The sequence below is a fragment of the Sandaracinobacteroides sayramensis genome (genome assembly GCF_022014495.1).
GTDB classification, from domain to species: domain Bacteria; phylum Pseudomonadota; class Alphaproteobacteria; order Sphingomonadales; family Sphingomonadaceae; genus Sandaracinobacteroides; species Sandaracinobacteroides sayramense.
The window spans coordinates 63,747-77,901 of sequence record NZ_JAKLSQ010000013.1 but is presented as its reverse complement, the minus strand read 5'-3'; the positions used below and the strand labels follow the sequence as shown (position 1 = coordinate 77,901).

Genomic DNA, 14,155 nt, shown 5'->3' with positions numbered 1-14,155 from the left:
TCCCATGCGGCGGCCGGGGGACCGCTGCTGTTACCGGCCAGATGGGGGTTGCTGGCCGGTTACAAAACAGAAGGGATATCAATTCAGCGTTTCAGATTTGGTAGGATCAGGCGATGGCCATCAGCGTGGCGTTACCCCCAGACGCCGTGGTGTTGATGGAGGTGGAGACTTCATGCACCAGCCAGTCCACCCGGTAGCTGCCCGTTTCGCCGGGTGATGCGGTCTGCGCGAGGATGAGCGGGCCGGGGCGGGCGGCGAGTTCAGTGAGGGCCGCGCGCACCTGTTCGGCATTGCCTTCGACCAGCGCGCCGGCGAGTTCGGGGGCGTCGTCGCGGATGCGAGCGGTGACGGACTTCGGCAGTTGCCGCAGCAGCGGGCGGAGGTCCGCCGGCAGTTCGGCGACGGCGTCGTTCCCGGTGGCGAGCGTGGCGGCGAGCTGGTCGAGGAAGCCGGAGCGGGTTGTGGGGCGGAGAAGGATCGGGCCGCGCGGCTCGATCCGGTAGTGGTTGTCCTCGCCGACCGGGCCTGCGAGCAGTTGCTCGGCGCCGAAGGCGGAAGCCTCGGCGTAGCGGCGGATGGCGCCGGCTTCGCCTTCCGCTTCCAGCCAGCCGACGAGGTCGGTGAGGGCCGGGTCGGCGATGCGGGTGCCGCGCAGCGTGAAGGCCGGGCCGCTGACCAGCCGGCCGAGGTAGAGCGGGCCGCCGGCCTTCGGGCCGGTGCCGGAGAGGCCGCGGCCGCCGAACGGCTGCACGCCGACCACGGCGCCGATGATGTTGCGGTTCACATAATGGTTGCCGGCGTGGACTCGCGACGTCACTTCCTCGATGGTTTCGTCGAGCCGGGTTTGCAGGCCGAAGGTGAGGCCGTAGCCGGTGCCGTTGATCGCCTCGATCAGCTCGCCGAGCTTTTCCCGGCGGTAGCGCAGGACGTGGAGGACCGGGCCGAACACCTCGCGCTGCAACTGGCGGATGTCGGCGATCTCGACGATCGTCGGCGCGACGAAGGTGCCGTTGGCGCAGTCCGCGCCGAGCGGCAAGCGGGTGATGGCGGCGCCGGATTGCGCCATGCGGCCGATGTGCGCTTCGATCCCGTCGCGGGCGTCCGCCGTGATGACCGGGCCGATGTCTCGGGAGAGGCGGTCGGTCGGGCCGACGGAAAGTTCGGCGAGCGCGCCCTTCAGCATGGTGAGCGTGCGGTCGGCCGCTTCCTCCTGCAGGCAGAGGAGGCGGAGAGCGGAACAGCGCTGGCCGGCGCTGTCGAAGGCCGAGGCGATGACGTCGGCCACCACCTGTTCGGTGAGCGCCGAGGTGTCGACGATCATGGCGTTCTGGCCGCCGGTCTCGGCGATCAGCGGGATGGCCCGGCCTTGCGCGCGTTCGGCAAGCTGGCTCTGGATCAGGCGGGCGACTTCGGTGGAGCCGGTGAAGAGGACGCCGGCGGTGTCGGGCGCGCCGGCCAGCGCCGCGCCGATGCGGCCGTCGCCGGCGACCAGTTGCAGCGCGTCGGCGGGCACGCCGGCCTGGTGCAGGATGGCGACCGCCTCGGCGGCGATGAGCGGGGTTTCCTCGGCCGGTTTGGCGAGGACGGCGTTGCCGGCCATCAGCGCCGCCGAGACCTGCCCGGTGAAGATGGCGAGCGGGAAGTTCCACGGGCTGATGGCGGCGACGGGGCCGATGGGCTTGTGCGCCGCCGTCAGCTTCTGCCGGCCTTCGGCGGCGTAATAGCGCAGGAAGTCCACCGCCTCGCGCACTTCGCCGATGGCGTTGGGCAGCGATTTGCCGGCCTCGCGCATGATGAGGCCGAGGAGGTCGAGTGTGCGGCTTTCCATGAGGTCGGCGGCGCGTTCCAGCCTTTGCGCCCGCTCGGCGGCGGGGATGTCGGCCCAGCCGCTGGCGGCGGCGACCGCGACGGCGGCGCGGGCGCTTTCCGGGCTGTGTTCATGGACGAGGCCCACCCGGTCGCGGTGATCGGCGGGGTTGAGGACCGGGCGGGAAGGGTTGGCCGGGTTGCCGGCCGTCCGGCTTTCAAGGGTGGAGGCTTCGAGCGCGGCGCCGATCTTCTCCAGCACGCCTTCGTCGCTCAGGTCGAGGCCGAGCGAGTTGCGGCGGCCGGTGTAGAGGTCGCGGGGGAGGGCGATCTGCTCGTGCGGGGCGCCCGGATTGGGCAGGGCACGGGCGAGATCGACCGGGTCTGCGATCAGTTCCGCGACCGGCACTTCCTCATCGGCGATGCGGTTCACGAAGGAGGAATTGGCGCCGTTTTCCAAGAGCCGCCGGACGAGATAGGCTAGCAGCGTCTCGTGCGTGCCGACCGGGGCGTAGATGCGGCAGGGACGGTTGAGATTCTCCGCGCCGACCACCTGCGAGTAGAGCGGCTCGCCCATGCCGTGCAGGCACTGGAATTCATAATCACCCATCTGGAAATCCGGCCCCGCCAGATGGTGGACGGTGGCAAGCGTCTGGGCGTTGTGGGTGGCGAACTGCGGGAAGATATGGGTGCGCGCCGCCAGCAGCTTCCGGGCGCAGGCGACATAGGCGATGTCGGTGTGCAGCTTGCGGGTGTAGACGGGGAATCCGGGCAGGCCGTCCACTTGCGCGCGCTTGATCTCCGCGTCCCAATAGGCGCCCTTCACGAGGCGGACCATGATGCGGCGGTCGGCGCGCTTCGCGAGGTCTGTCAGATAGTCGAGGACGAAGGGGCAGCGCTTGCCATAGGCCTGCACCACGAAGCCGAGGCCCTGCCAGCCGGCGAGGTCGGCGTCGAGGGCGAGGGCTTCCAGCAGGTCGAGCGAGAGTTCGAGGCGGTCGGCTTCCTCGGCGTCTATGTTGAGGCCGATGTCGTGCTGCTTGGCCAAGAGGCAGAGCGCCTTCACGCGCGGCAGCAGTTCCGCCATCACCCGCTCCGCCTTGGCGCGGGCGTAGCGGGGGTGGAGGGCGGAGAGCTTGATGGAAATGCCGGGTCCGCCATGGACGCCGCGCCCGGCCGACGCCTTGCCGATGGCGTGGATGGCGTTTTCATAGTCGCGGTTGTAGCGGTCGGCGTCGGCGGCGGTCATCGCCGCTTCGCCCAGCATGTCGTAGGAATAGCCGAAGCCGCGCGCTTCCAGTTCGCGGGCGCGGGCAAGCGCCTCGTCGATGGTCTCGCCGGTGACGAACTGCTCGCCCATCATCCGCATCGCGAGTTCGACGCCCTTGCGGATCACCGGCTCGCCGCCGCGGGCGATGACCCGGGTTAGGGCGGCGCCCAGCCCGTTCTCGTTGACGCTGGAGGTGAGCCTGCCGGTGACGATCAGGCCCCAGGTGGCGGCGTTCACGAACAGCGAGCGGTCTCCGCCGACATGCGCCTTCCAGTCTCCCGGCGCGACCTTGTCGCGGATGAGGGCGTCGCGCGTGGCGCTGTCGGGCACGCGCAGAAGGGCTTCGGCTAGGCACATGAGGGCCACGCCCTCGCGGCTGGAAAGGGAGAATTCCTGCACCAGCGCGGCGACACCGCTGACCTGTCCGTCGCGCCGGAGTTGCTCGACCAGCTTGCGGGCGGTGGCGGCGATCGCCTTGCGACTTTCGGGCGGCAGAGTCGCAGCTTCGATCAGCGGCGCCATGCACTCCGCCTCCGGCCGGCGGTAGGCGGCGGTGATCGCCTGCCGGAGCGGCGTGGGGGCGGCGACGGGCGGGGCGAAACGGCTGAAGCTGAAGGCGCTGGTCATGGGGCGGATAATAGCATGGCGGAGAAGTTCGATCAGGTCCGATTATTGTGTTTTTATGGGGATTTTGTCCATATAGACGAACAATGACATGCTACATGGCGCCCTGAAATGAGCCGTTCTGGAGAATTGGACGAGTTCGATCGAAAGATCGTGGAAGCCTTGCTGGCCGACGGCCGGATGACGGTGACGGAGCTTGCCGATCGCATCGGGCTTTCCAAGACTCCGACACAACTTCGGCTGCGCCGGCTGGTGGAGAGCGGGGTGATCCGCGGCTTTCGCGCCATCGTCGATCCGGCGGAGTTCGGGAAGGAGCATGTCGCCTTCACCGAGGTGAAGCTGTCGGACACGCGGGAGAAGGCGCTGGGCGAGTTCAACACCGCCGTGCTGCGGGTGCCCGAGATCGAGGAATGCCATATGATCGCCAGCAGTTTCGACTATCTGCTGAAGGTGCGGACGGCGGACATAAGGTCCTATCGGCGGGTGCTGGGGGAGAAGATATCCAGCCTGCCGCATGTGGCCAGCACCTCCACTTTCGTTGCAATGGAGACGGTGCGCGAAGGGCGGCTGGCGATCTGACGGGCAGGAGCGAGCGGATTGAAAGCAGTATATGAGGCCGAGGTGGCGCAGTTCCGCGCGGCGCTGGAGGCGGTGAACGGGCGGATCGCCGCCGCCTGCGCGCGGGTCGGGCGGGATGTGGCTGGCGTTCGATTGCTGCCGGTGAGCAAAACGGTGCCGGTGGAACGGCTGCGGGCGGCTGTCGCGGCCGGCATGCAGCGGCTGGGCGAGAACAAGGTGCAGGAAGCGCTGGAAAAATCCGAGGCGATGGCCGACCTGCCGGTCTGCTGGAGCGTGATCGGGCATTTGCAGACGAACAAGGCGAAATATGTCGCCCGCTTCGCCGAGGAGTTCCAGGCGCTGGACAGCCTGAAGCTGGCCGAGGCGCTGGAGCGGCGGCTGGAGGTGGAGGACCGGACGCTGGAGGTGTTCGTGCAGGTGAACACCTCTGCCGAGGCGAGCAAGTTTGGTCTGCCGCCCGACGAGGTGATAGGCTTCTGCCGGGAACTGGCGGCCTTCGGGCGGCTGCAGGTGCAGGGGCTGATGACTCTGGCGCTGTTCTCGGACGACATGGCGCGGGTGGCGGCCTGTTTCGACCGGCTGGCGGCCTTGCGGGAGCGGCTGCGGCAGGAGGGGCCGGCGATTTCCGACTGGGCCGGGCTTTCCATGGGCATGTCCGGGGATTTCGAACTGGCGGTCGAGCGGGGGGCGACGGTCGTGCGGGTGGGGCAGGCGATCTTCGGCAGGCGGCCGACGCCCGACAGCGACTATTGGCCGGAGCTGGCGGGGTGACTCGGATCATTTCCATCCAGAGCCAGGTGCTGTTCGGCCATGTCGGCAATTCGGCGGCGGTGCCGGCGATGCGAATCCATGGCGCCGAAGTGACAGCGGTGCCGACGACCCTGCTTTCCAACCATCCGCATTACCCAAGCATGCGCGGGCGGCTGCTGGAGCCGGAACTGGTGGCCGACCTGCTGCTGGGGGTGGAGGAGCGCGGGCTGGTGGACGAAGCCGCCGTGCTGGTGACGGGCTATATGGGCCGGCCGGAAACCGGCGACGTTGTGGCCGGGTTCGTGGAGCGGGCGCTGCGGCGGAATCCGAAGCTGCTCTATGTCTGCGATCCGGTGCTGGGCGACGACGATCTGGGCGGTTTCACCGACCCGGCTCTGCTGGAGGTTTTTCGCGAGCGGCTGGTTCCGCTGGCGGCGGTCGCCACTCCGAACGGCTGGGAGGCGCGGCTGCTGGCCGGGGTGGGCGAGGGGGCTGCCGGGCTGGAACTGCTAGCGGCGCTCAGGGGCGCGGGCTTTCGCGACATGGTGGTGACGGGGGGCAGCGCGTCCGGCGAGCGGCTGCGGGCGCTGGTGCTGGACGGGGTGGAAGCGTCTGCGGTGGAAACCGCGCGGCTGCCGGTGCGGCCGGCGGGCACGGGCGATTTCTTCACCGGCGTGCTGGCGGCGGAACTGGCGGAAGGTGCCGCGCTGCCGGCGGCCGCCGCGCGGGCGATGGCGGTGACCTTTGCCATGCTGGAGCGCACGCCGCTTGCGCCCTGGGCCGAGATGCCGGTGGAGACGGCCTTGGCGGACGTTTTGGCTGCGGCCCCAGCGTTGAGGCCGGAAAGCATTGGCGGCTTGTCGCAAATTTCCGCAGAGGGCAGGGGATTGGCGTGAATTCTGGCGTATGCATTGGGTAAGGCGCAGTCTGAGCCGGCCTCGGAAAGGATGAAGCAGTCGATGCAAAGACCCCTGGGGCTGGCGGTTTTCCTGTCTCTTGGCGTTGCCGGTTGTGCGACCGGGCCTGACTACAAGGCGCCGCTGAGCGCCGATCTGGGCGTTCCGGCTTCCTATGCCGGGCGGCAAGCCGCCCCATTGGCTGAGGCGGAGCTGGCGAACTGGTGGACTCGATTCGGCGATCCGGCGCTGAACGCGCTGGTGGAGCAGGCGGTCGCCGCCAATCTGGACATCGCGCAGGCCGAAGCGCGGCTGCGGCAGGCGCGCGAGGCCTCGGTGCAGGCCGGCGCGGGATTGCTGCCTTCCCTGGGGGCGAGCGCCGGCGGCGGGCGGAATTTCAACAGTTCCAGCGGCGATAACAACAGCTTCTCTTTGGGGCTGGATGCCAGTTGGCAGGCCGATCTGTTCGGCGGCACGCGGCGCGGCGTGGAGGCGGCGCGGGCGGATGAGGCGGCGAGCCGCTACAGCCTCGCCTCGGTGCGCGTGGCGATCGTCGCCGAGGTGGTGACCAACTATATCCAGCTTCGGCTGGCGCAGGAGCAGTTGCGGATCGCCGGGGCCAATGTCGGCCACCAGCGCGAGAACCGGAACATCGCCGGCTGGCGGGTGCAGGCGGGGCTGGTGTCGTCGCTCGACGAGCAGCAGGCGCGGGTGCAGCTGGCGCAGACCGAGGCCTCTATCCCGGCGATCGAAGGCAATCTGGCGGGCGCGCTCAACCGTCTTGCCGTGCTGACCGGGCAGGCGCCCGGCGCGGCGACGCAGGCGCTGGAGGCGCCGGCGCCCATCCCCGAGCCGCCGGCGGGGATTTCGGCGGGCATCCCCGCCGACACCTTGCGGCAGCGGCCGGATGTGCTGGGAGCAGAGCGCAGCCTTGCCGCCGCCACCGCCCGGATCGGCGTGGCAGAGGCGCAATTGCTGCCGTCCCTCGGGATCAGCGGCAATATCGGCACCAGCGCACTCCGGCCTGGCGGTCTGTTCGACATCGTGACCGGCGCGCTGTTCGCCAGCCTTGGCCAGACGATCTTCGACGGTGGCGCGCGGCGGTCCCAGATGAGGTCACAGCAGGCGGCGGTGGATGGGGCCTTCGCCTCCTATCGGCAGACGGTGCTGGGGGCGCTGGAGGATGTGGAGAATGCGCTGGTGGCCGGGCAGGCCGCCGAGCGGCGGACCGGGCAGTTCGCGGAAGCCGCAGACGCGGCGAACAACAGCGCCCTGCTGGCGCGGCTGCAATATCAGTCCGGCCTGACGGATTTCCAGACCTTGCTGACGGCCGAGCAATCGCTGCTGTCGGCGAGCAACAGCCTGGCCGGCAGCCGGGCCGAGGAAGCGCTGGCGGTGGTGCAGCTTTACAACGCCCTTGGCGGCGGCTGGCAGACGATGGACGGAAGCGGCAGATGACGACGAACGAGACGCTGGACGAGTTTCTGGGCGCCAAGGCCGCCAAGCCCTGGGTGAAGTGGCTGAAATGGGGCCTGGCGGCGCTGGCGCTGCTGCTGGCGCTGTGGCTGGGCTATCGCTTCTTCGGCCCTTCGGATGCGGTGCATTATGTGACCGACAAGGCCGAGCGCGGCGAACTGACGGTGACCGTGTCGGCGACCGGGAACATCAAGCCGATCAACCAGGTGGATGTCGGCTCGGAACAGTCCGGCCTCATCACCCAGGTGTTCGTGGATGTGAACGACGAGGTGAAGCGCGGGCAGTTGCTGGCTTCGCTCGACACCTCGCGGCTGCAGGATTCGGTGAAGCAGGCGCGCGCCAGCCTGGCCGCCGCGCAGGCCGGAGTGGCCGAGGCGGAGGCGACTTTGGCGCAGGCGAATGCGACTCTGGCGCGGCATGAGGAGGTGTCCCGGCTGTCGGGCGGGAAGGTGCCTTCGAAGACGGAGATGGATTCGGCCCGCGCCGACCAGCGGCGGGCTTCGGCCTCGCTGACCTCGGCCCGGGCGCAGGTGGTGTCGCAGCAGGCGGCGCTCGGCTCGGCCGAGACCAATCTTTCCAAGGCGCGCATCTACTCGCCGGTGACGGGGGTGGTGCTGTCCCGCGATATCGAGCCGGGGCAGACGGTGGCGGCCTCGCTGAACGCGCCGGTGCTGTTCACCATCGCCGAGGATCTGAGCCAGATGGAATTGCAGGTTTCGATCGACGAGGCGGATGTGGGCGAGGTGAAGGAAGGGCAGGACGCCACCTTCACCGTGGACGCCTTCCCCGGCCGGCGCTTCCCGGCCAACATCCGGCGGGTGAACCTCGGTTTCAACGAGAGCAGCAGTTCCACGACCAGCAGCAGCACGACCGGGCAGGTGGTGGCCTATACCGCGCTGCTCACCGTCGACAACCGCGAGCAGACCTTGCGGCCGGGGATGACGGCGACCGCCGATATCGTGACCACGCGGCGGGAGAATGCGCTGCTGGTGCCGAACGCCGCCTTCCGCTTCAAGCCGGCGACCGCGCAAGCGACGGGCGGCCAGCAGCAGGGCGGGATCGCCAGCGCCATCATGCCGCGCGGGCCGCGCCGGGCTACCGGAACCCGCACCGCGACCAGCGGGCGCGGCGCGCAGCAGACATTGTTCGTGAAGGACGCCGCCGGGCAGCCGCGGGAAATCACCGTGACCACGGGCGACAGCAACGGTTCGGTGACGGAAGTGCTTTCCGGCGAGCTGCAGGAAGGGCAGGAGGTGATCACCGGCCAGCTTTCCGGCGCGCAGGCGGGTGGCAGCCGGCCGGCGGCGGGCGGTGCGCCGAAGGCCGGCGGGTGATGGCTTCTCCGCTGATCTCCCCCCCGCTGATCTCCCTGCGCGGAATCACCAAGGTATACGGCGAGGGGCCGAACGCCTTCCAGGCGCTGAAGGGCGTCGACCTGGAGATCGCCAGGGGGGATTTCATCGCCATCATGGGGGCGTCCGGCTCCGGCAAGTCGACGACGATGAACATCCTCGGCTGCCTGGACGTGCCTTCGGGCGGGGAATATCTGTTCCATGGCCATCATGTGGAGACGCTGGACCGCGACCAGCGGGCGCTGCTGCGGCGGAAATATTTCGGCTTCGTGTTCCAGGGCTTCAACCTGCTGGCGCGCACCAGCGCGCTGGAGAATGTGGAGCTGCCGCTGGTCTATCGCGGCGACAGCCGGGCCGAGCGGCGGGACGCCGCCATGGAGGCGCTGGACAAGGTGGGGCTGAAGGACTGGTGGGACCATACGCCGGGCGAGCTTTCCGGCGGGCAGCAGCAGCGGGTGGCGATCGCCCGCGCCATCGTCACCCGGCCGGAGGTGCTGCTGGCGGACGAGCCGACGGGGAACCTCGATTCCGCCCGCTCGCGCGAGATCATGGAATTGCTGACGGAATTCAACGCCGGCGGAATCACCGTGCTGATGGTGACGCACGAACCGGACATGGCGGAGTTCGCGCGCACGGTCGTGCATTTCCGCGACGGGCTGATCGAGCGGATCGACAGCAACGGCCATGGCGAAAGGGTGGCGGGCTAGATGCTTGGGACCATTTTCCTCCTCGCGCTGAGGTCCATCCAGCGGCACCTGCTGCGCTCGTTCCTGACGGTGCTGGGCGTGGTGATCGGCGTCGCCGCCGTGGTGACGATGGTGACGCTGGGCAATGCGACGACGGCCGCCGTGCAGAACCAGATCGCCTCGCTGGGCACCAACATCCTGCAGATCCGCCCGGGGCAAGGCTTCGGGCGCGGCGGCGGCGGGCCGCGCCCGCCCAACTTCGAGATGGCGGATGTGACGGCGATCGAACAGCAGATCGCCGGCGTGAAGGCGGCGGCGCCGCAGGTGCAGTCCAGCGGGACGGCGATCTTCGAGGGGACCAACTGGTCGACGACGATCAACGGCACGACCAGTGCCTATTTCATCGTCCAGCCCTGGCCGCTGGCCGAGGGGCGTGGCTTCACCGAGGCCGAGGAAGAGGCGGGCAAGGCGGTCTGCATCATCGGCAACACGGTTCGCGAAAATCTGTTCCGGGGCGGCGATGCGGTGGGCCAGCGGTTCCGTATCCGCGACATCAGCTGCGACGTCGTCGGCATATTGTCGAAACGCGGGCAGGCCGGGTTCGGCGGCGACCAGGACGATGTGGTGATCATGCCGATCAAGACGGTGCAGCGCCGTTTCACCGGCAATCAGGACGTGTCGGCGATCCTGGTGGGCGTGGACGACGCCTATTCGACCGAGCAGGTGCAGTCCGCCATTTCCGACCTGCTGCGCGAGCGGCGGAAGCTGGACGGCAAGGAGGATAATTTCAACATCTTCGACACGAAGCAGATTTCCGACACCATGACGGGGACGACCACGCTGCTGACGCGGATCGTGGCGGCGGTGGCGGCGATCTCGCTGGTGGTCGGCGGCATCGGCATCATGAACATCATGCTGGTGTCGGTGACGGAGCGGACGCGCGAGATCGGAATCCGGCTGGCGATCGGCGCGGTTTCCCGCGAGGTGCTGTTGCAGTTCCTGGTGGAGGCGGTGGTGCTGTCCTGCATCGGCGGGCTGATCGGGCTGGTGCTGGCGCAACTGGCGATCGCGCTGCTTTCTCCGCTGATGCAGGTGCCCTGGACGTTCGACGCTCAGATCAACATCATCGCCTTCGCGGTCTCGGCGCTGATCGGGGTGGTGTTCGGCTATTTCCCGGCGCGGCGGGCGGCGAACCTGAACCCGATCGACGCGCTCAGGCACGAATAGCGTCAGCTTGGGGAGACATATTTCCCTTCGTCACCCCGGGCTTGACCCGCGGTCCGGCTTTTCCGCCGACGTGGGGAAGAGGCGGGATCCCGGGTCAAGCCCGGGATGACGGAAAATATATTCCATTGCTTCTATGGGTTCTTAACCTAGTGCGCGGCTTTCCCGCGCCGGCTGCCTTGCGCCCAGGGCGCACGGTAGTGGACGGCGACGGCTGCTCTCGACGTTTCGAGGGCAAGCGACAGCATCCGGCCGAAAAGGCCGGTTTTCCGAGTGGGTTGCGACATCTGGTCGGCTCCGTTGGGAGGTGGATGGACGGCCATTTTCTACCCGCTCGATTGCGATAATAGGCGCCTATTTTCGCGGATACGGCGACGCTATTTCGCGCTATGCTGCATTTCATGCGAAAAATGATCGACCTCGACGAATTCGACCGGCGGCTGATCGAACTGGTGCGGCAGGACAACCAGCAGCCGGCGCGCGAGCTGGCGCAGAAGGTGGGGCTTTCCGTGTCCGCGGTGTTGCGGCGGCTGCGGCGGCTGCGCGAGGAGAAGGTGATCGTGGCCGATGTCGCCATCGTCAGCCCGGCGCTGACGGGGTCGGCGCTGACGATGCATGTGCTGCTGCGGATGGGGCAATCCGGGCCGCGGCGGATGGATGCCTTCCACCGGGAAATCCGCCTCCACCCCGAAGTGACCGGCGCCTGGGAAGTGACCGGGGAGGAGGATTTCCTGCTGCGGGTGCAGGTGGGCAGCATGGAGGAATATGACCGCTTCACCCGCCGCGCCCTGGGCGAGGAGAATGGCGTGCAGGGGTTCCGGACGCTGATCACCATCCGCACGGCGGTGGACGAGAGCGCGTCCCGCCGGCCGCTTCGGCTGGGACGATAACCTGTCATTTGCACGGCATTGAGTGTGGCGCGGCAATCGCCGATGCTTCGTTCGGCAACGAGGGAGGAAGCGGCATGGCGCATTTCGGCGACTATCAGAACGAAATCTATTTCGAAGGCCTTGGCGGTGTCGTGCCGCGCTATCCCGTCGATTTCGCGAGTCTGAAGGCGCGGGCGGAAGCCGCCATGCCGCCCTTCCTGCTGAACTATGTGCAAGGGGGTTGCGGCGACGAGCATACGCAGGATCTGAACGCGCTGGCCTTTCGGGACTGGGGGATGGTGCCGCGCATGCTGGTCGATTGCACCAACCGCGACCTTTCGGTGGAGCTGTTCGGCTGCAAGCTCCATTCGCCGCTGTTCATGAGCCCGATCGGGGTGACGGGGCTCTGCACGCCGGACGGGCATGGCGATCTGGCGGCGGCGCGGGCCTCTGCGATCACCGGGGTGCCGCTTGCGGTCTCGACGCTGACCAACGATCCATTGGAAGAAGTGGTGAAGGCCGCGGGCGAGACGCCGGCCTTCTTCCAGCTCTACACGCCGAAGCATCCGGAACTGGCGGCGAGCCTTGTCGGGCGGGCGGAAGCCGCCGGCTACAAGGCGATCATCGTGACGCTGGACACCTGGGTGACCGGGTGGCGGCCGCGCGACCTCAATGCCTCCAACTTCCCGCAACTGCGCGGGCATGTGCTGCGGAATTACTTCGGCGACCCGGTGTTCCGCGAGCTTCTGGGGAAGAAGCCGGAGGAGGATTTGCGCTCGGCGATGATGCTGTGGGCGAGCCTGTTCGGGAAGGTTTTGACCTGGGACGATCTCGGCTGGCTGCGGAGCCTGACGAACCTGCCGATCGCCTTGAAGGGCATCTGCCATCCCGACGACGCGCGGCGGGCGGTGGATGCCGGGATCGACGCCATCTATTGCTCCAACCATGGCGGGCGGCAGGCGAACGGCGGGATCGCCGCCATCGACATGCTGCCGGGCGTGGTGGAGGCGGCCGGCGATGTGCCGGTGCTGTTCGATTCCGGCGTGCGCTCCGGCACGGATGTGGTGAAGGCGCTGGCCCTGGGTGCGACCGCCGTGGGGGTGGGGCGGCCCTACAGCTATGGCTTGGCGCTGGGCGGCGCCGATGGGGCGGCGCATGTGTTGCGCTCCATCCTGGCGGAGGCCGACCTGATGATGGCGGTGAACGGCTGGCCGACGATCGCCGATGTGCGCCGGGCAGGCGCGGTGCGGCGGGTTTAGGGCTTCGGCCACCGTGCCGTAACCGCCTGCGGAAGCAGGGAGGCGGCATGGACCTGTCCGGACATCGGAGATTCCGCGAAGGGGTGGCGGATTGGGGCGAGGCGCGGGGGCGGGATTGCGTCGGCCGCACCCTGCTGGCGCGCGGCTGGGCGGCGCTGGAATCGGCGCGGGCGGAGACGCTGGACATCGAATTGCGCGGCGGCGGGGTGGTGCGCGCCGTGCTGGCGCTGCGGGTGGAGGGCGGCATTGCCGAGGCCAGCACCCGCCGCGGTGAGTGGACGCATATCTTCGCGCTGGAGGATGTGGCGCTGGTGCGCTGCAATCCGCGCGGTGCGGCGCCTCAGGCCGAGGGCGCCATCAGGCGGTAACTTTCCATCCGGTCCCGATGGTCGTGCAGGATGTTCACCAGCATCATCTCGTCCGCGCCGTAAAGCGCCTGCTTGCGCTGGAGGGCGGCGCGGCATTCCGCCGCCGTGCCGACGATGGGGCAGCGGTTGCCGGGCATGGGGCTGGGGTTGGCGGCGAGCCATTCGGTGGCCTTGTCCGGATGCGGCACGGCGATCAGCCGCCCTTGCGTGAGATGCGCGAACAGCATGCGCGAGGGGGCGGCGAGCCAGTGGGCGCGCTCGTCGCTGTCGGCGGCGACCAGCCAGCAGCAGACGATGAGTTCGGGCTGGGCCGCGCGGGGCGATGGGCGGAAGCTTTCGCGGTAGAGGTGCGCCAGTTCCGGGACTTCGCCGGCGATGAAGTCGGCGATGCAATAGGGAAGCCCCATGGCGCCGGCGAGGCGGGCGCTGTCCGGGCTGGAGCCGAGCACCCAGATCGCCGGATGCTCCGCGCCGCCCGGGAGCGTTTGCGCGAGGTGGCGGAAGGGGTGATCGGATGGAAGGTCGCCGTCCAGATAGCCGAGAAGCTCGCCGAGCTGTTCCGGGAAGATGTTGGGCGCGCGCTGGCGGCGATCCTGCTGCAGCGCATAGGCGGCCAGCTGGTCGGAGCCGGGGGCGCGGCCGAGGCCCAGGTCGATGCGGCCCGGCAGCAGGCCGGCGAGCATGGAGAAGCTCTCCGCCACCTTGAACGGGGAATAGTGCGGCAGCATCACCCCGCCGGTGCCCAGCCGGATATGCTCGGTTTCGCGGCCGATCGCCGCCAGCATCAGTTCCGGGGAAGCGGAGGCGAGAGCGGGGGTGGCGTGGTGTTCCGCCATCCAGAAGCGGTGGTAGCCGAGCTTGTCGCCCAGTTTCGCCAGTTCGATGGAATTGAGGAGCGCCTGGCCGCCGGTGGCGCCTTCGGCGATGGAGGACTGGTCTAGGATGGAAAGCCGCATTCGGGGGATATGGGGTGGCGAGACAGGAAAAGGGAGGGGC

Annotated in this window: 12 protein-coding genes; 10 read left to right on the top strand and 2 right to left on the bottom strand. The window is 68.7% G+C overall.

Annotated features, from left to right (window positions below):
• Positions 1 to 106: 106 nt before the first annotated feature.
• Positions 107 to 3,703 (bottom strand): trifunctional transcriptional regulator/proline dehydrogenase/L-glutamate gamma-semialdehyde dehydrogenase, encoded by a 3,597-nt coding sequence (putA, locus tag L6Q21_RS11120; protein WP_237830829.1) that lies wholly within the window; start codon positions 3,701 to 3,703, stop codon positions 107 to 109.
• A gap of 108 nt (positions 3,704 to 3,811) precedes the next feature.
• On the opposite strand from putA, the gene L6Q21_RS11115 reads away from it, so the two are divergent.
• The 10 genes from L6Q21_RS11115 (at position 3,812) to L6Q21_RS11070 (ending at position 13,159) form a co-directional block, all read left to right on the top strand.
• A complete protein-coding gene (locus L6Q21_RS11115; RefSeq protein ID WP_237830828.1) occupies positions 3,812 to 4,279 on the top strand; it encodes an Lrp/AsnC family transcriptional regulator in 468 nt (155 codons plus the stop codon).
• Between the two features lie 18 nt (positions 4,280 to 4,297).
• The gene (locus L6Q21_RS11110) at positions 4,298 to 5,050 is read left to right on the top strand and encodes a YggS family pyridoxal phosphate-dependent enzyme (protein WP_237830827.1); all 753 of its coding nucleotides are present in this window, start codon (positions 4,298 to 4,300) and stop codon (positions 5,048 to 5,050) included.
• Complete coding sequence (gene pdxY, locus L6Q21_RS11105; protein ID WP_237830826.1) at positions 5,047 to 5,925, top strand: pyridoxal kinase; 879 nt, start codon at positions 5,047 to 5,049, stop codon at positions 5,923 to 5,925. The genes L6Q21_RS11110 and pdxY overlap by 4 nt, the downstream gene beginning before the upstream one ends.
• Positions 5,926 to 5,988: 63 nt before the next feature.
• Positions 5,989 to 7,383 (top strand): efflux transporter outer membrane subunit, encoded by a 1,395-nt coding sequence (locus L6Q21_RS11100; RefSeq protein WP_237830825.1) that lies wholly within the window; start codon positions 5,989 to 5,991, stop codon positions 7,381 to 7,383.
• On the top strand, positions 7,380 to 8,735 hold the full coding sequence (locus L6Q21_RS11095; RefSeq protein WP_237830824.1) for an efflux RND transporter periplasmic adaptor subunit: 1,356 nt from the start codon (positions 7,380 to 7,382) through the stop codon (positions 8,733 to 8,735). Before L6Q21_RS11100 ends, L6Q21_RS11095 begins: the two co-directional genes overlap by 4 nt.
• Positions 8,735 to 9,460, top strand: coding sequence for an ABC transporter ATP-binding protein (locus L6Q21_RS11090; RefSeq protein WP_418895824.1), 726 nt, complete (start codon positions 8,735 to 8,737; stop codon positions 9,458 to 9,460). Before L6Q21_RS11095 ends, L6Q21_RS11090 begins: the two co-directional genes overlap by 1 nt.
• Positions 9,461 to 10,666 carry an ABC transporter permease gene (locus L6Q21_RS11085; protein WP_237830823.1) on the top strand — a complete coding sequence of 402 codons (1,206 nt, stop codon included), beginning with the start codon at positions 9,461 to 9,463 and terminating at the stop codon, positions 10,664 to 10,666. It begins immediately after the preceding gene.
• Between the two features lie 407 nt (positions 10,667 to 11,073).
• Complete coding sequence (locus L6Q21_RS11080; RefSeq protein ID WP_237830822.1) at positions 11,074 to 11,553, top strand: Lrp/AsnC family transcriptional regulator; 480 nt, start codon at positions 11,074 to 11,076, stop codon at positions 11,551 to 11,553.
• A 74-nt stretch (positions 11,554 to 11,627) separates the two neighbouring features.
• Positions 11,628 to 12,791, top strand: a complete 1,164-nt coding sequence (locus L6Q21_RS11075) for an alpha-hydroxy-acid oxidizing protein (protein WP_237830821.1) — start codon at positions 11,628 to 11,630, stop codon at positions 12,789 to 12,791.
• Positions 12,792 to 12,838: 47 nt separating this feature from the next.
• Positions 12,839 to 13,159 carry a hypothetical protein gene (locus L6Q21_RS11070; protein ID WP_237830820.1) on the top strand — a complete coding sequence of 107 codons (321 nt, stop codon included), beginning with the start codon at positions 12,839 to 12,841 and terminating at the stop codon, positions 13,157 to 13,159.
• Here the strand turns inward: L6Q21_RS11070 and L6Q21_RS11065 are convergent.
• On the bottom strand, positions 13,132 to 14,115 hold the full coding sequence (locus L6Q21_RS11065; protein WP_237830819.1) for an LLM class flavin-dependent oxidoreductase: 984 nt from the start codon (positions 14,113 to 14,115) through the stop codon (positions 13,132 to 13,134). The genes L6Q21_RS11070 and L6Q21_RS11065 overlap by 28 nt on opposite strands.
• Positions 14,116 to 14,155 lie beyond the last annotated feature (40 nt).